Annotated in this window: 20 protein-coding genes; 19 read left to right on the top strand and 1 reads right to left on the bottom strand. The window is 38.8% G+C overall.

Annotated features, from left to right (window positions below; translation table 11 throughout):
• From murG to recD2, 19 genes are all read left to right on the top strand, one after another.
• Window positions 1–1095: an undecaprenyldiphospho-muramoylpentapeptide beta-N-acetylglucosaminyltransferase gene (gene murG / locus FD46_RS07965; protein WP_057896621.1), complete on the top strand. Its 1095-nt coding sequence runs from the start codon at window positions 1–3 to the stop codon at window positions 1093–1095.
• Window positions 1096–1119: 24 nt separating this feature from the next.
• The gene (locus FD46_RS07960; RefSeq protein WP_057896620.1) at window positions 1120–1968 is read left to right on the top strand and encodes a cell division protein FtsQ/DivIB; all 849 of its coding nucleotides are present in this window, start codon (window positions 1120–1122) and stop codon (window positions 1966–1968) included.
• 146 nt (window positions 1969–2114) lie between these two features.
• Window positions 2115–3443: a cell division protein FtsA gene (gene ftsA / locus FD46_RS07955; RefSeq protein ID WP_057896619.1), complete on the top strand. Its 1329-nt coding sequence runs from the start codon at window positions 2115–2117 to the stop codon at window positions 3441–3443.
• Window positions 3444–3464: 21 nt separating this feature from the next.
• Window positions 3465–4721, top strand: coding sequence for a cell division protein FtsZ (gene ftsZ / locus FD46_RS07950; RefSeq protein ID WP_057896618.1), 1257 nt, complete (start codon window positions 3465–3467; stop codon window positions 4719–4721).
• A gap of 34 nt (window positions 4722–4755) precedes the next feature.
• A complete protein-coding gene (locus FD46_RS07945) occupies window positions 4756–5181 on the top strand; it encodes a cell division protein SepF (protein WP_057896617.1) in 426 nt (141 codons plus the stop codon).
• Between the two features lie 14 nt (window positions 5182–5195).
• On the top strand, window positions 5196–5474 hold the full coding sequence (locus tag FD46_RS07940) for a YggT family protein (protein ID WP_057896872.1): 279 nt from the start codon (window positions 5196–5198) through the stop codon (window positions 5472–5474).
• 12 nt (window positions 5475–5486) lie between these two features.
• The gene (locus FD46_RS07935; RefSeq protein ID WP_057896616.1) at window positions 5487–6272 is read left to right on the top strand and encodes a YlmH family RNA-binding protein; all 786 of its coding nucleotides are present in this window, start codon (window positions 5487–5489) and stop codon (window positions 6270–6272) included.
• Window positions 6273–6296: 24 nt separating this feature from the next.
• Window positions 6297–7028: a DivIVA domain-containing protein gene (locus FD46_RS07930; RefSeq protein WP_057896615.1), complete on the top strand. Its 732-nt coding sequence runs from the start codon at window positions 6297–6299 to the stop codon at window positions 7026–7028.
• A gap of 269 nt (window positions 7029–7297) precedes the next feature.
• Complete coding sequence (ileS, locus tag FD46_RS07925; RefSeq protein WP_057896614.1) at window positions 7298–10093, top strand: isoleucine--tRNA ligase; 2796 nt, start codon at window positions 7298–7300, stop codon at window positions 10091–10093.
• A 462-nt stretch (window positions 10094–10555) separates the two neighbouring features.
• Window positions 10556–11548: a diaminopimelate epimerase gene (gene dapF, locus FD46_RS07920; RefSeq protein WP_057896613.1), complete on the top strand. Its 993-nt coding sequence runs from the start codon at window positions 10556–10558 to the stop codon at window positions 11546–11548.
• Complete coding sequence (locus FD46_RS07915; protein WP_057896612.1) at window positions 11538–12092, top strand: NUDIX hydrolase; 555 nt, start codon at window positions 11538–11540, stop codon at window positions 12090–12092. The genes dapF and FD46_RS07915 overlap by 11 nt, the downstream gene beginning before the upstream one ends.
• Before the next feature lie 2 nt (window positions 12093–12094).
• The gene (locus tag FD46_RS07910; protein ID WP_235805605.1) at window positions 12095–12325 is read left to right on the top strand and encodes a hypothetical protein; all 231 of its coding nucleotides are present in this window, start codon (window positions 12095–12097) and stop codon (window positions 12323–12325) included.
• A gap of 13 nt (window positions 12326–12338) precedes the next feature.
• Window positions 12339–13025 (top strand): 5'-methylthioadenosine/adenosylhomocysteine nucleosidase, encoded by a 687-nt coding sequence (locus FD46_RS07905; protein ID WP_057896610.1) that lies wholly within the window; start codon window positions 12339–12341, stop codon window positions 13023–13025.
• A 14-nt stretch (window positions 13026–13039) separates the two neighbouring features.
• Window positions 13040–14194, top strand: coding sequence for a cysteine desulfurase family protein (locus tag FD46_RS07900; protein WP_057896609.1), 1155 nt, complete (start codon window positions 13040–13042; stop codon window positions 14192–14194).
• A 5-nt stretch (window positions 14195–14199) separates the two neighbouring features.
• A complete protein-coding gene (locus tag FD46_RS07895) occupies window positions 14200–14544 on the top strand; it encodes a DUF1831 domain-containing protein (RefSeq protein WP_057896608.1) in 345 nt (114 codons plus the stop codon).
• A 112-nt stretch (window positions 14545–14656) separates the two neighbouring features.
• Window positions 14657–15781 carry a tRNA 2-thiouridine(34) synthase MnmA gene (gene mnmA, locus FD46_RS07890; protein WP_057896871.1) on the top strand — a complete coding sequence of 375 codons (1125 nt, stop codon included), beginning with the start codon at window positions 14657–14659 and terminating at the stop codon, window positions 15779–15781.
• Between the two features lie 224 nt (window positions 15782–16005).
• Entirely contained in the window at window positions 16006–16659 is a 654-nt protein-coding gene (locus FD46_RS07885) for a histidine phosphatase family protein (RefSeq protein WP_057896607.1), read from the top strand.
• An 11-nt stretch (window positions 16660–16670) separates the two neighbouring features.
• Window positions 16671–17351: a tetratricopeptide repeat protein gene (locus tag FD46_RS07880; RefSeq protein ID WP_057896606.1), complete on the top strand. Its 681-nt coding sequence runs from the start codon at window positions 16671–16673 to the stop codon at window positions 17349–17351.
• Window positions 17352–17362: 11 nt separating this feature from the next.
• Window positions 17363–19822 (top strand): SF1B family DNA helicase RecD2, encoded by a 2460-nt coding sequence (recD2, locus tag FD46_RS07875; RefSeq protein WP_057896605.1) that lies wholly within the window; start codon window positions 17363–17365, stop codon window positions 19820–19822.
• A 178-nt stretch (window positions 19823–20000) separates the two neighbouring features.
• Here recD2 and FD46_RS07870 read toward each other — a convergent pair whose 3' ends face one another.
• The gene (locus FD46_RS07870; RefSeq protein WP_057896604.1) at window positions 20001–20981 is read right to left on the bottom strand and encodes a diacylglycerol kinase family protein; all 981 of its coding nucleotides are present in this window, start codon (window positions 20979–20981) and stop codon (window positions 20001–20003) included.
• Between the last annotated feature and the right edge of the window lie 54 nt (window positions 20982–21035).

The raw sequence follows: 21035 nt of genomic DNA, 5'->3' as shown, positions 1-21035 counted from the left end.
ATGCGTATTTTGATCTCTGGCGGGGGAACTGGCGGCCATATTTATCCGGCACTTGCACTGATTGAAGCTCTGAAAAAACATGATCCGCAAACAGAAGTTTTATATGTTGGAACTCATAAAGGGTTGGAAAACAAAATAGTTCCTGCGGCCGGAATTGCTTTTAGGACAATCAAAATCCAAGGCTTTAAACGTTCGCTATCACTAGAAAATTTTAAAACAGTCTATCTTTTTCTTAAAAGTGTGCATGATGCAAAAAAAATAATTAAAGACTTTAAACCGGAAGTAGTTGTTGGGACGGGCGGTTATGTTTGCGGTGCCGTTGTCTATGCTGCAGCGCGGTTGAAAATTCCAACTTTTATCCATGAGCAAAATAGTATTGCCGGAATCACAAATAAATTTCTCAGCCACTTTGTTGATAAGATCGGGATTTGCTTTAAACAGGCTGAAAAAGAATTTCCAGCTAAAAAGGTTATTTTTACTGGCAATCCTAGGGCACAGCAGGTTGCAGACATTGTACCTTCTGGAAAGCTGCGGGCTTTAGGCTTGGATCCTACAAAAAAAACTGTACTTATTTTTGGCGGTTCACGTGGAGCACGCAGAATTAACGAAGCCAGCGTAGAAGCTTTTAAATTTTTTGGAAACAAAGAATATCAAATTCTTTTCGTTACGGGAAGCGTTCATTACGATAAAATTATGCGTCAAGTCGGCGCTGAGATTCCGCAAAATGTCTTGATCAAGCCATATCTTCCTGATATGCCGGGAATCTTACCGGAAATTACCTGTATTGTTGGCAGAGCGGGTGCCACTAGTTTAGCAGAAATCACTGCTTTGGGAATTCCTTCAGTATTAATTCCAAGTCCTTACGTAACACATGATCATCAAACACATAATGCTCAAAGTTTAGTTGAGATTGGTGCTGCGAAAATGATTGCTGAAAAAGATTTAACGGGTGCCAGGCTGGCTGGAGCAATTGATGAGTTGTTCCGAAATGATCAGTTAAGAAAAGCAATGTCAAAGAAGGCAAAAGAAGCTGGTGTTCCAGATGCTGCAACGAGAATTGAAAAACAGCTGCAGCAACTGATAGCAGCCCATTAATTTTCAAAGGGGGGTTGGTCATAAATGAAACGGAGAAAATTTTTAAAAAAAAATAATGTCTCGGACCAGCCTCTTACTCCATGGGAAAGGGTGCAAAAAGAGCGACGAACGAAAAGGGTTGGAAAACAATTACCCTTAAAAAGGAAAAAAAGGATCGGCGATAAACTGCCTAGACTTGTTAGGCAAAGAAATAAGGTACTGCGACGGCAGCTCTTTTTTAACCTATTATTTTTTGTCACGATGGCACTCATTTCCTTATATTTTATCCTGCCGGTTAGCCGGGTACAAAAAATCGAAGTATCTGGGATGGATTTGCAAACCGAAAATGCTGCGCTGGCAGCAAGCGGAGTGAAAAAAGAAGATCAGTTGTTAAAAGTAATTTTTATGCAGAAAAAAATGACAGAGAATATTACCAATACGGTTGCCGAAATCAAAAACGCTGAATTTAAATATCAATGGACTACAGTTAAAATCAAAGTTATCCCCAACACTATTAGCGGTTATGTGCTAGACAAAAACAGGTATTATTCTGTTACTCAAAGCGGAAAAGTTTCAAAGTTGGCTCGAAACCAGCCTGAGGATAATTATCCAGTTTATTCGGGGTTTGGTAATTCCCGTCAGTTGGTTTCTTTGGCTAACCAGATGAAAAAGCTACCAACAAAATTGACTGGAGCTGTTTCTGAAGTGCATTATGCACCTTCAGCAGTTAATCCTCAACGTATTCAAGTTTATATGAACGATGGGAATGAGGTTATAGCAACTATTTCTACTTTTGCACAAAAGATGCCGTATTATTCCAGTATAAAAGCAAAAGCAACGCAAAAAATTGTTGTTGATTTTGAAGTTGGTGCATTTTCTTATCCTAAGAAATAAAAAAATTTACAAATAGATATCAAATATTCAAATATAGCACTGAGAAGTGTATAAATAATAAACAGTGTGGTAAAATTTAATTAATCGGTTTGAGTAAAATATTGTTAATGCTGATTAGAAATAATAAAGAAAAGGGGGCTCAACCAATGGAAAATTCTGGGATATATGTTGGACTTGATATCGGTACGACTTCGATTAAAGTGATCGTAGCAGAATATGTGAAAAATCAGCTAAATATCATCGGAGTTGGAAGTGAACGCTCAGATGGTTTGAGCCGTGGAGTTATCGTAGACATTGATCGTGCGGTCACGGCAATCAAAAAGGCTGTTGCGCAAGCTGAACAAAAAGCAAATATTCAGATTTCTGATGTCATTGTAGGAATCCCTGCTGATTTACTTGAAATAGTGCCATGTAGCGGAATGATCGCTATTGGTGATGAAAATGGAAATTCAAAAGAAATTAATAATGACGACGTCTATAGTGTAACTAAAGCTGCTTTGACACAAAAATTGCCTCCTGAAAGAGATATAATCGATGTTCTTCCTGATGAATTTATCGTAGACGGATTTGACGGTATAAAAGATCCTCGTGGAATGATCGGTGTACGGCTTGAAATGAAGGGTGTTGTATACACTGGACCGAAGACGATTCTTCACAATACTTTGAAGTGTGTTCAAATGGCTGGTTTGAACGTTAAGGATACCTTGGTTGCTCCTCTGGCACTTTCGACTGTTGCTTTAAGTGATGGTGAACGGGATTTTGGAACTGTATTGCTTGATTTGGGCGGCGGCCAGACAACTGCTGCTGTTGTGCATGATCACAAATTAAAATATACATATGTTGACCAAGAGGGCGGCAAATTTATCACAAAAGACATTTCAGTTGTATTAAATACTTCTCTCGAAAATGCAGAAAAAGTTAAACGTAATTATGGTTATGCAGCAAGTTATCTTGCATCAAAGGATGATCTTTTCCCAGTAGAGGTAGTGGGAAAAACAGACACAGTGCAAATCAGCGGTGAATATTTAGGTGAAATCATCGAGGCACGCCTTACACAGATTTTCACTAAGTTAAAGAATGCACTCGTTCAAGTTAACGCTCTTGGCCTGCCGGGTGGAATTGTAATTACCGGGGGTGTGGCTGCGTTGCCGGGTGTAAAGGAATTAGCTGAAGATATTTTTGATGTGAATATCAGGATTTTTATTCCACAGCAGATGGGACTGCGGCATCCTTCATTTGCACAAGCAATCGGGTTGATACAGTATATGACTATTCGCAGTGAGATTGAGGTTGTTGTCAAAAGTGCTCTTAGTGGTAATGTTAAACAAGTTTCTCAAAAAGCAGAAGAGACAAATAACCCTCAGCTCGTTAAAGTTGATTTTGACGGTAAAAAAGCTGAAAGTAAACAAAAGAAACAAAGTAAAAGCGGTGCATTTGAAGGCCTCAAAAACTTCTTTAATACTTTTTTTGACTGATTTTAATTGGAGGGAAATGCAATGGAATTCTCACTTGATGCAAACGAAAACACAGGAGCAACGATTAAGGTTATTGGGGTCGGCGGTGCTGGCGGCAATGCCGTTAACCGAATGATTGCAGATGACGTTAAAGGCGTAGAATTTATCGTCGCAAATACAGATGTTCAAGCACTTAAAAGCTCAAATGCAGAAACAAAGATTCAGTTAGGGCCGAAACTTACGAGGGGCCTGGGAGCCGGCTCTAATCCTGAAATTGGGAATAAAGCAGCTCAAGAAAGCGAAGAAGCTTTGGCTGAGGCACTTCAAGGGGCAGATATGATTTTTGTGACTGCTGGAATGGGTGGCGGTACAGGTACAGGGGCTGCTCCGATCATTGCTAAAGTTGCAAAAGATCAAGGTGCATTAACTGTCGGTGTTGTTACCCGTCCATTTAGTTTTGAAGGACCAAAACGAGCACGCTATGCTGCTGAGGGTGTTGCGCAGATGAAAGAGCATGTTGATACTCTTGTTATCATTGCCAATAACCGTTTGCTTGAAATTGTTGATAAAAAGACACCAATGCTTGAAGCCTTCAAAGAAGCTGACAATGTTTTGCGTCAAGGTGTTCAAGGAATTTCAGATTTGATCACTTCACCTGGTTATGTCAATTTGGATTTTGCAGATGTAAAAACTGTTATGGAAAATCAAGGCTCTGCTTTGATGGGAATTGGTTCTGCTAATGGGGAAAATCGTACTGCGGAAGCAACCAAAAAAGCAATTTCTTCACCGTTGCTTGAAGTTTCAATTGATGGTGCTGAACAGGTCTTGCTTAACATTACAGGTGGCCCGGATCTTAGTTTGTTTGAAGCACAAGATGCTTCTGATATTGTAGCACAGGCTGCAACTAGTGATGTTAACATTATTTTTGGAACTTCGATTAATGAAGATCTTGAAGATCAGGTAGTTGTCACAGTAATTGCAACCGGTATTGATAAGAAAAAAGAAGAAAGGGCGGCTCGACATAAGCGGTTGAATAGCAGTGTTGGCGACAATAATGCTAGGTTGAATTCAGCAGCTAAAACAAGCACTTCTCAGCAAAATAATGATCCGCTCAAAGATTGGGATTTACGTCGAGAAATTACAGGAGAACGACCTGTGGAAAATTCTGAAAGAGCTGATGAGTTTCAAAATGTAAAGAAAAAGAAATTTGATATCTTCAAAGCTGATACTGCCAAAGATGATGAGACTGAAGATGGCGGTTTGAATACACCACCATTTTTCCGTCATAGACGTAAATAGTATTAAAAATGGTAAAAAATAAGGAGGTGTTGGAATGGCTTTAGGTAATAAACTAAGCCGCTTTTTCGGAATGGCTGATGATGAATATGATGAAGAAGGGACTTCTAAAGAAGAAAATGAATCTTCTGCTGACTTTTCTCAAAGTCAAAAAATTGTTTCTCTAAATGGAAAAAGACAAGAAATGGTAGAAAAAAAGATTGCTTTGTTTGAACCGCGGGTCTATTCTGACGTTAAATCCATTGCAACACGCTTGCTCAATGAACAGGCTGCTGTCATTAATTTTCAAAGAATGGATGAAGAACAGGCACAGCGGGTTGTGGATTTTCTGACAGGCACTGTGTTTGCAATTCAAGGAGAAATTCAGCGGGTTGGAGAACATATTTTCTTGTGTACACCGCGTGATTTTGTTGTAGAAGGTAATGTTACTGCGGATTTTACGGAATCTGATTTTAATTATTAGGAGTATGAGAATTGATTATCTTAACAATTGTTAACCGTCTGTTTCAACTTTACTCTCTTGCGTTGGTGGTGTATGTCTTAATGAGCTGGTTTCCGGGAGCCCTGCAATCTAAGCTCGGTCTCTTTTTAGCACGTTTTTGTGACCCTTATTTAGCTTTTTTTGACCGTTTTATTCCACCAATTGGAGGAATAAGCTTTTCACCAATCATTGCGTTAATTGCATTGCAGTTTATTCAAAATGGAATAAACTTAGTCTTAACTTCGATTTTCAGTTCCATGGGAATAATTTTTTAGAGGAAGGTCACTATGGTAAATGAAACGATTTATCAGCACTTCAGGCCTGATGAAGGTGCAACTGTTTCTGAAATTGCAGATCTTATTTCACAAGCACAGTCTGAATATAGGCCTATCCTCTCGCATTTTTTGAACCCGCGTGAAAGGTTTATTGCGAAAACACTTGTTAACGAAAATGGACAGATTAAAATGTCTAGTGAAGGGTTAGTTCCTGATGCAGAACGAAAAAGGGTTCTTTTCTATCCTGCTTATTATCAACCAACTCTTGCAGATTATGAACTTTCGCTGTTTGAAGTTAAATATCCAATCAAGTTTGCGTCCTTGAAACATTCCCAAATATTAGGGGCATTGATGAACTCGGGGATTAAGAGAAACGTTTTGGGTGATATCATAACCGATGGCAAGCGTTGGCAGCTTATTATGGATGCACATTTTGGTAATTTTCTACAAACACAGGTTGAAAGTGTTGGTAAAATCAGGGTCCGTTTTAATTTGCTTGAACCTGCTTCATTAGTTGTACATCGTGATGAATGGGAAGAAATTCAACTAACAGTTAGTTCTTTGAGAGTAGATGTCTTGGTTGCTGCGGTATACCATTTGTCCCGCAAACATGCCAAGGATATTTTAAATGCTGAGCTTATTCACATGAACTGGATGCTGTTAGATAAACCGGACCAAGAGCTTGCAGTTTTTGACATTGTTTCTGTACGTGGTTATGGACGTTTTAAACTTAAAACAGTCCAAGGTATCTCAAAAAAAGGAAAGATCCGTGTTACTGTTGCTGTTTTAAAAAAATAATACATACATGGAGGTGTTGGGGATATGACTTTGACCCCATTAGATATTCACAACAAAGAATTTCGCGTCAAACTGCGCGGTTATGATCAAGATGAAGTAAATGACTTTTTAGACCAGATTATTAAAGACTATGAGTTAAACCTCAAGGAAAATGAACACTTGGCTGGGGGTTTAAAGCAAAACGAAGAAAAGCTTAAATATTTTAATGATTTGAAAGACTCTTTAAACCAATCAATCATTGTTGCACAAGAAGCTGCGGATAAAGTTAAGGCTAATTCTCAACGCGAAGCTGAGATTATTAACCATGAGGCACAAAAGCAGGCTAAAGACGTTGTGGACCAAGCAAACGAAAAAGCTCATCATATTATTGAAGAAGCCTCACAAAAGGCAAAACGCTTGATTTTTGAAACAGATGATCTGAAGAAGCAAGCGCGTATTTTCAGGCAAAAGCTTCAAGTTATGATGGAATCGCAACTTGAAGTAGTCAAGGGCAGTGAATGGGACGATATTTTAAAGCAAGGCGATACCAGCAGTTACGAGGAAATACAAGAAGTTATCAGAAGAGATGAAGACCTTGACAAAAAGAGTGCAAAAGAAGTAAAATCATTTTCAAACATTGAAGAGCAAGAGAAGCAGGAAAATGCTGATAACAAACAGGAAAACAAGCAGGAAAATAAAGCAGTTGTTATTTTTCCTGAAGAAGATGGCGGTCAGCATTTTGATGAAGCAGCTTCAGATACTCAAAAAAATAAGTGAAACTAGAAAAGGAATAACAGTGTTAAGGTGCTGCTAAAGCGAGCTGATGGCTGGTGAAAGATCAGTGATTTTGGTGCCATAGTACTTATCATCTTTTTTGTGGCGGTTTGAATTACAGTAGGGCTGTCCGAGCAATGAGCGTTAATCATTTTTGAGGAGAGGGCTATTTATTAGCCTTCTTAAATTTGGGTGGTAACACGAAGATTTCGTCCCTTGCAGGGTTGAAGTCTTTTTTTTTATAAAATTTTAAGAGGAAAGAGGAAAACTATATGAGAATCAAAGAAACGTTGAATTTGGGGAAGACTAAGTTTCCAATGCGCGGGAACTTGCCAGTACGTGAAGTACAAAGACAAAGTGAATGGGAAGAAAACAAGGTTTATGAAAGGCGTCAAAAGTTAAATGAGGGTAAACCAAGTTTCATCCTGCATGATGGGCCTCCATATGCGAACGGAAATATTCATATGGGGCATGCACTTAACAAAATTACGAAAGACTTTATTGTGCGTTCCAAGTCAATGACAGGTTTTCGTGCACCGTATGTTCCCGGTTGGGATACTCATGGCCTGCCGATTGAACAGCAGCTGAAGAAGGCAGGTGTTGACCGCAAGGCTTTATCAATTGCTGATTTTCGGGAAAAATGCCGCGAATATGCTTTGGAACAAGTTGACAAGCAAAGGAAAGACTTTAAGCGGCTTGGTGTTGCAGGAGAATGGGACAATCCTTACTTGACTCTTGATCCAACATTTGAGGCTCAGGAAATTCGTGTTTTTGGCAAGATGGCAGAACTTGGTTTGATTTACAAAGGTAAAAAACCGGTTTTTTGGTCATGGTCTTCTGAATCGGCATTGGCTGAAGCTGAAGTAGAATATCACAATGTTACATCGCCCTCTGCTTTTTATGGGGAACAAGTTGTTGATGGCAAAGGAGTTTTGGATACAGACACATACATGGTAGTCTGGACAACTACTCCGTGGACAATTCCTGCTTCAGAAGGGATTACAGTTGACAAAGACTTTGACTATGCAGTTGTTAAACCTGAAGGGGTTAGCAAAAAATATGTAATTGCAACTCAATTAGTCCAAAATTGTGCAGAATTATTTGGTTGGAAAAAGTATGAGATTGTCAAACAGGTTAAAGGGTCAGAGCTGGAATATATTACAACGCAGCATCCATTCTATCCAAAACGCAAGCTTCTAACTATGATTGGAGATTTTGTTACACTTGATTCTGGTACCGGATTAGTTCATACTGCTCCTGGTTTTGGGGAAGATGACTTTAATGTAGGTAAGCAATACGGCTTGGACATCTACGTACCTGTAGATGACAAGGGTTATATGACTGAGGATGCAGGTCCAGATTTTGCCCATGTTTTTTATGAAGATGCTAATCAGATTTCTCTCGATAAATTGAAAGCTTCAGGAGATTTATTGAAGTTTATGCCTTTGGAACATAGTTACCCATTTGATTGGAGAACCAAAAAACCAATTATTTTCAGAGCGACACCGCAGTGGTTTGCTTCAGTAGGTAAAATTCGTGCTAAAATTTTAGATGCAATTGATGGAGTTAAATTTTTCCCTGATTGGGGTCAAAAAAGACTGCACAATATGATTCGCGATAGAGGAGACTGGGTTATCTCACGCCAACGTGTCTGGGGAGTTCCGCTACCAATTTTTTATGGTGAAGATGGCGAAGCAATCATTACTAAGGAGACTGTGGCTCACGTAGCTGAACTAGTTGAAAAATATGGTTCAAACATTTGGTTCCAACATGAAGCAAAAGACTTGCTGCCAGAAGGATTTACTAGTGAACATTCCCCTCATGGCAAGTTTATGAAAGAAACAGATATCATGGATGTTTGGTTTGATTCTGGTTCTTCTCATCAAGGTGTTTTAGCACAACGCGACTATTTAACCTATCCTAGTGATTTGTATCTTGAAGGTTCTGATCAGTATCGCGGTTGGTTTAATTCAAGTTTGATCACAAGTGTCGCGTTTTCTGGACAGGCTCCTTACAAACAGATTCTTTCGCAAGGTTTCACCCTTGATGGTGAAGGGCGCAAGATGAGTAAATCGTTGGGAAATACGATTGTTCCTTCTAAAGTAATTAAGCAAATGGGCGCAGAAATTATTCGTCTTTGGGTATTGAGTGTTGATTCTTCAGCAGACGTTCGTGTTTCGATGGATAGCTTCAAACAAATTTCAGAATCGTATCGTAAGATTCGTAATACTATTCGTTTCATGTTGGCTAATACTACGGACTTTGATCCAGCAAATGATACGGTTGCGTTTGATAATATGGAACCATTGGATCAATATATGGAGATTAAGATCAATAAGTTTACAAAAGAAGTTCTTGATGACTATGCGACCTATGATTTTATGGATATTTATAAGAAACTTATTAATTTTGTTTCTGTGGAGCTTTCAGCTTTCTATTTGGATATTGCAAAGGATGTCGTTTATATTGAAAGTGCTGATGCAATTAAACGCCGTTCAATGCAGACTGTTTTGTATGATATTGTTGTCAGACTTACCAAGCTTTTGACACCTATTTTGCCGCATACTACAGAAGAAATTTGGAATTATCTTAAGGAACCTGAAGACTACGTTCAACTGGCTGAAATGCCTGAGGTTAAGCATTTTAATGCTGAAAAGAAGATTAATGAAAATTGGGAAGTATTTCTTAAGATTCGTTCAGAGGTTTTGAAGGCTTTAGAGGTTGCACGTGATCAAAAACTGATTGGTAAATCGTTTGAAGCGCATGTTACACTTTATGTTGATGAAAATACTAAAAAACTGCTTTCTGAGCTTACAAGCGATGTTCGTCAGGTCTTGATTGTATCTGCACTCGACATCAAGAACCTTGCAGATGCACCTGCAAAAGCAAAACAGTATCGCGATCTTTCTATTTTGGTAGAACATGCCGAAGGTAAAGTTTGTCCGCGTTGCCGTATGATTAGACAAGACGTTGGTGTAGATAATAACTTGCCGTTACTATGTGCAAGTTGTGCAGCTTTGGTAAAAGCTGATTATCCTGAGGCTGTGACAGAAGGATTAACAGAATAAGACTGACGGCTACTCAGTTACGGTTTTTAATCACAAACAGTGAATTCCTAATTATATTAACCAGGAGTAAACTATGGGAAACTTATTGTTTATTAAAGTGTATTTTTTAAATTGAATTTTTAAGTAATATAAGATTGGGTTCGGTAATAAAGCTGATTAGTTCAGCTTTTTAGACCGAATTTTTTTTATATCAGAAACTGAATTTACACAAACTTTTGAGTTCCGACTCTGTGATTTTAAAAGACCTTATTTTTACAAGATATAACATCTATTAAAGTACAGCTGGTCATGCTGGCAATACACTGTGACAGGGAAAAGAGGGACAGAATTTTTAAGTGAAAACTTTGTAATCAGTGGTTTGATAAATAATTATCATTTTAAAGGAGAAGTAAAAGATATGACAATTTGTTATTATTAGTTGTATGATATGATGTTAATAGAATTAATTTGGAGGTCATTAAAATGAAGTTGCTGAAAGTTCATGGCTCAGGCAATGACTTTTTCATCCTAGATCAAAGCAAGCTGGAAAAGTCTCTGACTGAAGCAGAATTAAAGTTGTTTGCACAAAAAGTCTGTGACCGTAAAAACGGACTTCATGGCGGTTCTGATGGTGTTCTTTATGTAACTGCCGGACATGATGCTTCAGTTGCAGGTAAAATGCGTGTTATTAATGCAGACGGCAGTGAAGCTAGCATGTGTGGTAATGGCATTAGAGCCGTTGCCCGTTATCTTAGTGAACAAAAAGAAAAAACTGCCTTTAAAATTGAGACAATGTATGCTGACCTGAAAGTTAAGAAAGAACCTGATTTTGCTGCCCAGGTTAAAGTTTTTGATGCGGAAATTTCTCCTGTTTCCTTCGCATCTAAAGATCTTGGAATGAATGTTTCATCTAAAAAGAAGCTGATTAATGAAACAATTCCTGTTTTATCGTCAACATTGAAGTTTTCTGCAGTTGCAGTGCCTAATCCGCATCTGATTTCATTTGTGGATCATGCTGCTATAAACGGAAAAGAGCTGGGGAGAATTGCGAGTTATTTAAATTCTAAGGGTAACCCTCTTTTTCCAGACGGTGTGAATGTCAGCTTTGTTGAGGTTTTGGGGAGAAACAGAATTTTTGTTCGTACTTTTGAGCGCGGTGTCGGTTTTACTAATGCTTGCGGTACGGCAATGTCGGCTTCCAGCTTGATGTATGTACTTTTGTTTCCTGAGCAAAGCGGTTTGGAAGAAAAAATCACGGTTTTGAACCCCGGCGGGATGGTTAAAACTAAAGTCCACAATCGTATTGATGGTTCGTATTGGATGTCTTTGATCGGCAATGCAACTTTTGTAGCTAAAGTGGAAGTTGATTTAAGCGCGGCCCTTACTGGTGATTTTTCACGAGCACATTGGTATGAAACAGATGAACAAGAAGCTTACGAGAATTTTGTAAGGAGCGTTGTTAAAAATGAACTTTGAGGAAAAAGTACTGGATTCTAAGAGAATTTACAGTGGAAAAATTATTAATGTTGAAAAAGAAACAGTGCTCTTGCCAGATGGTAAAAATGCCCAGAGAGAGATTGTCAGACATCATGGGGCAGTTGCTTTGATCTGTGTTACGGCTGATGACAAAATGGTTTTTGTCAAGCAGTGGCGCGAGCCGTTGCGTAAGATTACCCTAGAGGTGCCTGCTGGGAAAATAGAACCAAGCGAAGAAAAGACCCCTTGTGAGACTGCGAAACGGGAGCTGAATGAAGAGGTACGTATGCAAGCTGAAAAGTTGCGGCAGATTGCAGTGTTTTACACATCTCCTGGGTTTGCAGATGAAAAGATGTATCTTTACTTTGCTGAAGGGTTAACGCCTGTTGAACAAGCATTACCTCAGGATGCAGACGAATTTTTGAATGTTTCTGAACTGAGTTTAGAAGAAGCTGAAAAACAAATTGCGGCTGGTTTTATTTGTGACAGTAAAACAATTATGTCTGTCTGGTATTGGAAGCTGCTTAAGCTAAGGAGTGTTTAATGTTGAAAAGCGAAGATGGGTTTTCGCGTACTTCTAGGCGCAAAGAAGAGCCGAGGAATTCTATGCAGGAACCTTCAGAGCAGTTGAGTCGTGCACAAGTGCGAAAATTCAGACAAAAGGAAGCTGAAGAAGAGAAAAGACGACTTTTAGGCCGTAAATTAAACTGGACAATATTATTCTTGGTACTTTCCATTGTTTTAGTGTATTGTTTTATGATTTTTATTAATTTTTGATGGAGGAAAGTAGATGAAGTACGGGATTTTGTGCGCAATGGAAGAAGAATTAAAAAGTTTGCGGACCCATTTGCAAACAGAAAAGGTTGTAATATTGGGAGGCATTGAGTTTTACGAAGGCCAACTGGGTAAACAAGAAGTAGTTTTGGTACGCTCAGGAATAGGCAAGGTACAAGCCGGTATGACAACAGCTTTGTTAATTGTTTCTTTCGACGTTGAGGCAGTTATTAACTCTGGTTCAGCGGGGGGAATTGGAGTTGGGCTGCACGTTGGAGATGTAGTTGTTTCTGAAGCGGCAGCATACCATGATGTTGATGCTACGGCTTTTGGTTATCTTCCAGGTCAGCTGCCACAACAGCCACAGCTGTTTAAAGCTGATAAAGCATTGTCTGCACAGATTGTACAGGCCGCAAAACAGAATGGCTTGAACACTAAAAGGGGATTAATCGTAACGGGAGATCAGTTTGTAGCATCTTCTGAAAAGATTGCAGCTATTAAGCAGATTTACCCAGCAGTCTTATGTTGTGAAATGGAAGGGGCTGCGGTTGCCCAAGCCGCATCTCAGTTCAACGTACCTTTTGTAATTGTGCGCGCAATGTCAGATGTTGGAGATGAAGAGGCCGGGCAATCTTTTGATGAGTTTATTTTAGATGCAGGGCGGCGCTCTGCACAGATGATTTTGAATGTTTTAAAAGTTTGAGGAGTTTTTATATAATGAGACATATATATTTAGATAATGCGGCTACGACACCGATGGCAGGGCCAGTCATTGAGAAGATGACGGCTGTTATGTCTGAAGTCTTCGGGAACGCCTCCAGCACCCATTATTTTGGGAGACAGGCAAGAGCAATCCTTGATAGCAGCCGTCATACAATTGCAAGGTCAATCAATACAAAGAAAGATGATGAAATCGTTTTTACGAGCGGCGGTACTGAAAGCGATAATACAGCAATCATTGAGACTGCCTTTGCACGTAGGAATGAAGGCCGCCACTTGATTACAACTGCAATCGAGCATGAAGCAGTTTTAAAATCAATGGCGTATTTGGAAACACAGGGATTTGAGGTTACGTACCTTCCAGTTGACACTAGGGGAAAAATCTCGCTTGCCGATTTGCGAAATGCATTGCGTGATGATACTATTTTAGTTTCCATTATGGCTGGCAACAATGAGGTTGGCAGCCGGATGCCACTGCGTGAAATCGGCCAGATTGTTGCAGACTCCAATGCGTGGTTTCATACTGATGCGGTGCAGGCCTATGGATTGATAGACATTGACGTTCAGGCAGATAAAATTGACTTGTTGTCAACATCTGCGCATAAGTTAAATGGGCCGAAATTTCTTGGATTTCTTTACCGTGGCGAAAATGTTACGATTCCATCTTTAATTAAGGGTGGCGATCAAGAACTCAAGCGTCGCGCAGGAACTGAAAATATTCCTGCCATTGCTGCTTTTGCTAAAGCTGTTGAGCTAGTAGACTCTAAAGAAAAGGCTAAAAGGCAAAAGAAATACGCAGGCTTTAAAGAACGGCTAGTGAATGGTTTGAGTAAAAACGGAATTGACTTTGAAATCAATGGTGAGCTCAGCGAAGATAACTTGCAGCATGTTTTGAATCTTTGGTTCAAAGACTGTCCTCATGATGCATTGTTGACAAATCTTGATCTGAACGGTATTGCTGTTTCAGCAGGTTCAGCTTGTACAGCTGGTAGTGTTGAACCATCGCATGTTCTAACGGCGATGTATGGTAAAGATAGTCCCCGGATTGAAGAATCTTTGCGTTTTAGCTTTGGTTCAGAAAATACAGCTGCTGAAATGGATTACGTCGTTGAGGTCTTAAGTAAAGTAATAAAGAGATTAAAAAAGAGGTAGTAAAAATGGGATACGAAAAAAAAGCTAAACTTTTGGGAGACAGCCGTGTCTTTGAATTGGACCCGCAGCTTAAAAAATATACTTTGCGCGATGTGGGATTTACAGAAAGCAGGGGTGGCAAATTTATATTGGAACGTCCGCTTGATCCGGAATCTCCTTTTAGTGCAAGCATCAAGTTTAAAATGACGATCAGTGCGGATTTTAAGGCATTCAAGATGGCAGTTACTTCTGCTAATGGTCTTAAGGAAGTCAATCTTTTCAAAGAAAATGACGCAAAGAAACGAGCAGAACAGTTGGATTATCTTTTAGATGTATTAATTAAAAGACAAATTCTCAAAGCAACGGTTTAGTAGTGTTGACTTGTCAAAATATCTTCAAGTGGATATAATGAGGATTACTGAAATAATACGACCTTCAAATCGTAAAGATTCAGAATCTATATTGAATGATGGTGATAGTATTATGAAAGACAATAACCAGACACGTGTCGTGGTTGGTATGAGCGGCGGAGTCGATTCTTCAGTCGTCGCTTATCTGCTCAAACAGCAAGGCTATGACGTTGTCGGTGTCTTCATGAAGAACTGGGATGAGCAAAAGGACAGTGGCGTTTGTACAGCTACGGAAGATTACGAAGATGTAGCTAAAGTCGCAAATAAAATTGGAATTCCATACTACTCAGTTAACTTCGAAAAAGAGTACTGGGACAGAGTATTCACTTATTTTCTTGATGAATACAAGCATGGGCGGACACCTAATCCAGATGTGATGTGCAATAAGGAGGTTAAATTCAAAGCTTTTCTTGATTACGCTTTGAAGTTGGATGCTGACTATATTGCTATGGGACATTATGCGCAATTGCGGCGTGACACCGCTGGAACTGTCCATCTTTTGCGTGGAGCAGACGACAATAAAGATCAGACCTATTTTTTGAGTCAGCTTTCCCAAGATCAGCTTCAGAAAGCACTATTTCCAATTGGCAATTTGCAGAAAAAAAAGGTTCGTCAAATTGCTGAAGATGCTGGTCTAGCGACGGCAAAGAAAAAGGATTCAACAGGGGTATGCTTCATTGGGGAACGTAATTTCAGCAAGTTTTTGAATGAATTTTTACCTGCAAAATCTGGGCTGATGAAGACTATATCAGGTGAAGTTAAGGGTAAACACTATGGCTTAATGAACTATACAATTGGGCAACGCAGAGGATTAGGAATCGGTGGAAATGGCAAGAGCAATGATCCCTGGTTTGTAATTGGTAAAGATCTGAAGACTAACACTTTATATGTTGGACAAGGATATCATAACGAACATCTTTATGCTGATAGCCTTGATGGCAGCAAACTGAGTTTTATTGCACCACTTAAGCACGGTTCAGTTTTTCACTGTACAGCAAAATTTCGTTACCGGCAGAAAGATTCTGGGGTGACTGTCTATCTGAATGATGCTGAAGGAAAAGTCAAGGTGGAATTTGACAATCCTGTACGTGCTATTACTCCAGGTCAAGAAGTAGTTTTTTATGATAATGAAGAGTGTTTAGGAAGTGCAACAATCGATCATGCTTACCAAAAAGAACGTGTTTTACAGTATGTGTGATTTTTAAAGCTGTAGAATACGAAGCTTAATATTCCGTATTATTTTACCTTAAAAACAAATAAAGTCTTAAAATAGACTTTTTATTACTATATCGAAGTTTTGTTATCGATGCGGTGATAAGAAGTCTTTTGTTGTAAAATGATGATATAGGAATAAAATTATTGTAATTCATCGCGGTGGTTTTTGTGGCATAATTAAGATAATTAAAAAAAGGGAGATTCATTGTGACTAGATTATTCTTCATTAGACATGGTAAAACAGAGTGGAACCTTGAAGGACGTTATCAAGGGTCGGGCGGAGATTCACCTTTATTAAAGGAGAGCTATACAGAGATAAAGGCGTTATCGAATTATTTGCGTCATTATCATTTTGAAGCGGTTTACAGCAGTCCTTTGAAACGTGCATTGGTAACAGCTCAACACCTAGCTGAAGGTTTGCCACAGCAGCTTGAGGTAAAAGTTGATCCTAACCTGAAAGAGTTTAACTTGGGTAAGATGGAGGGAATGAAGTTCACTGATGTAGCATTGCGTTACCCCCAAGAACTTGATGCTTTTGGGCATCATGCCGACCTTTATGATCCTACTGACATTGAAGGTGAAACCTTCCAGCAGCTTTTTGATAGGATGACACCTGCAATTCAAAAGATTGTAATGAATCATCCTACTGGTAATGTCTTGGTGGTCAGCCATGGTGCAGCTTTATGTGCAGAGATCAGACATCTTCTGGGCTACCCGCTTAGCGAGTTGCGTGCACGAGGCGGTTTAGCGAATACAAGTACGACTATTTTGGAAACACATAATGGTCGGGAATTTAATTGCCTTGCCTGGAATAAAACAGAATATCTAGGTCGCAGCTTAGATGCCACAGACATCGTTTAAGGAGCAGATCCATGAATAAAAAAAAAGAAAAACTAATTAAAGAAACAGATAATCTAGTAAAAAAAGCGATTAAGAAAATTGATGATCATCCTGAGGTTCCTCAAAACTATTATAATCTTGGAGTACTTTTAACTGAGCTGAAGAATTATGAGCAAGCACAAGAATTATATATAAAAGCTCTTTATCTTTTTAAAAAAAATAAAGAGGCGGCCGACTTGCTACATTATGGCTCGGGAAATGTGTTTTATGCAGCTGGTCTTTATGAAAAGGCAGTTAAAGAATTTCAAAGAGTTACAGGAAGTTCTTTAAAACAAGAAGCTTATCTGATGCTTGCTCAGACTGAATTTGCTCAGGATCACTATCAACAGGCAGTAGCTTTTGCATTGACAGTTGCTGAAAAGGAAGAAAAAAGTATTCCAGCACTTATGTTGTTAGGAGAAAGCTTTTTGGCCTTGGGGAATTTTGAAACGGCAAAAAAATATTTTGAAAAAGTTGTTAACTATGAACCTGCACATTTTAAAGCCAACTTTGAACTAGGGGTGCTTGAACTTGTTTCTGGGGGAAAAGGTACAGCGTATTTCCAGTGTGCACAAGGGATTGATGCACAAGCTTTTGCTGCTATGAAGACGCGGTTGGTTGATATTGAAAGGGTAGTAGCTGCTAGAAAAAAAGGTGGTAAAAAAAGTAATTAGGAGGAATTGGTTTGACGGGAAACGAACAACAAGACTTGTTACTGAAAAAACAAGAAGAAAGTTTTGTGAGCGGTAAAGTTGATGCCATTTTCTTTGAAAGCCCTGAAACCTTTTACAAAGTGATTCAAATAAAAATCAGTAAACAAAATATTTCTTGGTCAGAAGAAGAAATTGTGGTAACAGGAAATTTTGCAGAATTGAATGAAAACGAAAATTATCGCTTTGCTGGCAGGATGATTGAACATCCTCGTTATGGCAAGCAATTTCAAGCTTTTAATTATCAAAGTGAAACTCCGACAAGCAAAGAAGGCTTGATTACTTATTTGTCAGGCGAAAGCTTCAGCGGGATAGGTCAAAAAACAGCAGAAAAAATTGTTGCTCGGCTTGGCTTGAATGCTATAGAGAAGATTTTGAAAGACGAAAACTGTCTTGCTGGAATGGCATTGAGTAAAAAACAGCAACAAACTCTCCTTGAAAAGCTGCATAAAAACAACGGGACCCAGCAGATTATAGTTGAACTTAATAGTTTTGGCTTTGGAAGTCAGCTGGCTTCTACTATTTTTAACAAATATCATGAAAAAACATTGTCTGTAATTCATGAAGATCCATATCAGCTTGCACGTGAAATTCCTGGTATTGGGTTTAAACGTGCCGATCAGATCGCAGAGAAGCTTGGTTTTGCTGCCGATGCTTCGTTGCGGATTAAGGCGGCTTTGTTTCAAGGTATTTATGATATTTGTCAGGATCAGGGGAATACGTACACAAATACTAAACAGCTTTTACAACAAACCATGTTGTTGTTGACAGAAAGCAGGCGAGTACAACTTGCACCGCAAGTACTTGCACAAGAGTTGGTAAAATTGGCTGATGAAGGAAAGATAGTAGGTGAGAACCATCGAATTTACCTACGCAAGTATTACGAAGCAGAATGGCGAATTGCACAACGGCTTGAGAACCTGCAGGCCGATTCGGTAGAGTTGCCCAAAAATTTTGAGAAAAATTTTAACGGACTTTTAAAGCAGGTTGAAGCACAGTTGCAGATCAGTTACGGTAAGGATCAAATTACAGCAATCAAGACTGCGTTATGTTCACCAGTCTATCTTCTGACAGGCGGTCCAGGTACAGGAAAGACAACGATTATTAACGGGATAGTTGCACTTTATGCTGCTGTACATGATTTTTCTTTAGATTTTAATTCTTATCGAGATGAAACTTTTCCAATTATTCTAGCTGCTCCCACTGGCCGAGCTGCAAAAAAAATGAACGAGACTACAGGATTGCCCGCAGGCACTATTCATAGACTATTAGGATTAAATGGTAGTGATGAGGAAGAAGAACCGACTGAATCGCGTCAATTAGAGGGGAAACTGCTGATTGTTGATGAAATGTCAATGGTAGATACAGAGTTACTTGAACTCTTGCTTGAAGCAGTTCCTTCGAAGATGCAGGTGATCTTAGTAGGTGACAAGGATCAGCTGCCTTCTGTTGGACCCGGAAGAACCTTTGCTGATTTATTGGAAAGTAATTGCTTGCCTAAAAGTCAGTTGCAGACCATTTATCGTCAAGGTAGAGAATCATCTATAATTACTTTGGCACACGCTGTTAAAAAGGGCTATTTACCTGAAGATCTGCAGTTTAACCTCCCAGATCGTTCTTTTATTCCTTGTAACGTTTCTCAAGTTGAAGAAGTAATTCGCCAAGTTGTCTTAAAGGCACATGCACGCGGATTTTCAACTAAGGATATTCAGGTGCTAGCACCAATGTATCGTGGGCCTGCCGGAATTGACAGGTTGAATATAATGATGCAAGAAATTTTGAATCCAAAAAGAGAATCCCAAAAGCAGCTTGATTTTGGTAAACAGTCTTTCAGGATTGGTGATAAAGTATTGCACCTAGTAAACAGTCCTGAGGACAATGTCTTTAACGGCGACTTGGGGCAGGTAGTAGGTATTGCTGCTGCAAAGGAAAATAAAGAGCGTCAAGAAACTTTGATAGTTGATTTTGACGGTAACGAAGTAGAGTTCAAACGTAAAGACTGGTATAAGTTAAAACTTGCCTACTGCATGTCTATTCATAAGTCTCAAGGAAGCGAGTTCAAGTTAGTGATACTGCCCATGGTAAGACAATACATGCGGATGTTGAATCGTAATCTCTTATACACGGCAGTTACACGAGCAAAAGATTTTTTAATTCTTTTGGGTGAAGTTCCTGCTTATCAGACTAGTGTTGTCCAAATTGCAGTTGACCGGAAGACTACACTTTTAGAAAGAGTGCGTGAGGTCTTTAAACAAACAAAACAACGGGCCGAGGAAAGTTTAGAATCCAATCCAGTTCTTTCAAAAAAAGATGATCAAGGAAGTGTTTTAAAACCTGTTGTACAACAACGGGTGCTGACAATGAAACTTATTAGTGGGGGTCAGATTGATCCATTGATTGGTATGGCCAATATTAAGCCGATTGATTTTATGTAAAGTTCACGGTAAAAAAGTAATGTGCCGATAGTCACTAGGTTTTGAACATTAACTGCAAATCATAAACATTTTGGTTTTGACTATGAGTAATTTACTGTTAGGCAGAAAAAATGTAAGGCAAAAATAAAGGAGCTGCGACAAAACCTTCATTTTGGTTTTGCCGCAGCTCCTTTATCAGCTATCCTTTTTGCTTTTTTTGTGTCAGTGAAACGCTGTCTACATCAAACCAAAAAGGGTAGTTAACAATTCTGAAGAATACATCATAAAACTTGTTGGTCAGTTCTCGGTTGTCAATTTGTCCGAATTCAAGGGAATTAATCATAAGATGGAACTGCTTCTGTTTAAAAGTGTGAACAAAGGGAAGTTTTGTTTCAGCTTTAAACTTGCGAAAAAGCCAAAGTAAAAAGGAAGTAAAGGGATTTAGGCTGCTAATTACAGAAATGTTCAAAAGTTGTTCTGAAGTTTGTAATTGAGAGGCAGTTTTAAATTCACTTTCTGGAGTAATATTTTTGATACTAACTGAACATGTATTTTTAAAAAAATAATATTTGTGATTTATACGCAAGGTTGCAGCAAAATGTTCTCTGTTGACAAAAGCAGCGACAAGGCCGCAAAAACGTGCTGCATAGTACGAATGATGTTCCTGTAAAAAAATCAGCATCCTCGAGTTTTGCAGCAGGCTTGACAAATAAGCATTGAAACCAATTATGACTTCATCTAAGAATACTTTTTTTACAGTGTGCGTTGCTTCATCCATTTCAACTAAATTATAATATGTTGGTCTAATGGTGTTAAAAATTTGCTGCAATGCAATCAAGGGGTCTAATGAAACTCCTATTTTTTTTGCAAAAATGTTTTTATCTTCAAATGGAATAAAAGCAACTGGAATTTTTACTTTTGCGGCATTTAACAGGTTAGAGAGGACTTCTAAGAAGAAAATATTTCTGCCGCAGCTTATTACTACAGCATCTGTTAAAGCATGCATTCCCAAAGTATCAACGAACTGCTGAATTACACGTGAGATTTGTTTAAGATTGTGCACTTTGATAATTTTGTAGTTTATTTTGCTGTTTTTTAGTTCGGACTTGATTTTTTTCCAAGTTTTTTGTGGATCATTTTTTACCATTTCTTCATCAATTATGAAAAAGAAGGTCTTCACGTTTCTTGCCTCCATTCTTAAACAACACCAAGTCATTATAGCCATCTTTATGGT

It is taken from the genome of Liquorilactobacillus oeni DSM 19972, assembly GCF_001436275.1.
GTDB lineage: Bacteria > Bacillota > Bacilli > Lactobacillales > Lactobacillaceae > Liquorilactobacillus > Liquorilactobacillus oeni.
This window is presented reverse-complemented; position numbering and strand designations above follow the sequence as displayed.

Coding starts and splice junctions, on each gene's coding strand:
- murG (WP_057896621.1), top strand. CDS start 1: ATGCGTATTTTGATCTCTGGCGGGGGAACTGGCGGCCATATTTATCCG.
- FD46_RS07960 (WP_057896620.1), top strand. CDS start 1,120: ATGAAACGGAGAAAATTTTTAAAAAAAAATAATGTCTCGGACCAGCCT.
- ftsA (WP_057896619.1), top strand. CDS start 2,115: ATGGAAAATTCTGGGATATATGTTGGACTTGATATCGGTACGACTTCG.
- ftsZ (WP_057896618.1), top strand. CDS start 3,465: ATGGAATTCTCACTTGATGCAAACGAAAACACAGGAGCAACGATTAAG.
- FD46_RS07945 (WP_057896617.1), top strand. CDS start 4,756: ATGGCTTTAGGTAATAAACTAAGCCGCTTTTTCGGAATGGCTGATGAT.
- FD46_RS07935 (WP_057896616.1), top strand. CDS start 5,487: ATGGTAAATGAAACGATTTATCAGCACTTCAGGCCTGATGAAGGTGCA.
- FD46_RS07930 (WP_057896615.1), top strand. CDS start 6,297: ATGACTTTGACCCCATTAGATATTCACAACAAAGAATTTCGCGTCAAA.
- ileS (WP_057896614.1), top strand. CDS start 7,298: ATGAGAATCAAAGAAACGTTGAATTTGGGGAAGACTAAGTTTCCAATG.
- dapF (WP_057896613.1), top strand. CDS start 10,556: ATGAAGTTGCTGAAAGTTCATGGCTCAGGCAATGACTTTTTCATCCTA.
- FD46_RS07915 (WP_057896612.1), top strand. CDS start 11,538: ATGAACTTTGAGGAAAAAGTACTGGATTCTAAGAGAATTTACAGTGGA.
- FD46_RS07905 (WP_057896610.1), top strand. CDS start 12,339: ATGAAGTACGGGATTTTGTGCGCAATGGAAGAAGAATTAAAAAGTTTG.
- FD46_RS07900 (WP_057896609.1), top strand. CDS start 13,040: ATGAGACATATATATTTAGATAATGCGGCTACGACACCGATGGCAGGG.
- FD46_RS07895 (WP_057896608.1), top strand. CDS start 14,200: ATGGGATACGAAAAAAAAGCTAAACTTTTGGGAGACAGCCGTGTCTTT.
- mnmA (WP_057896871.1), top strand. CDS start 14,657: ATGAAAGACAATAACCAGACACGTGTCGTGGTTGGTATGAGCGGCGGA.
- FD46_RS07880 (WP_057896606.1), top strand. CDS start 16,671: ATGAATAAAAAAAAAGAAAAACTAATTAAAGAAACAGATAATCTAGTA.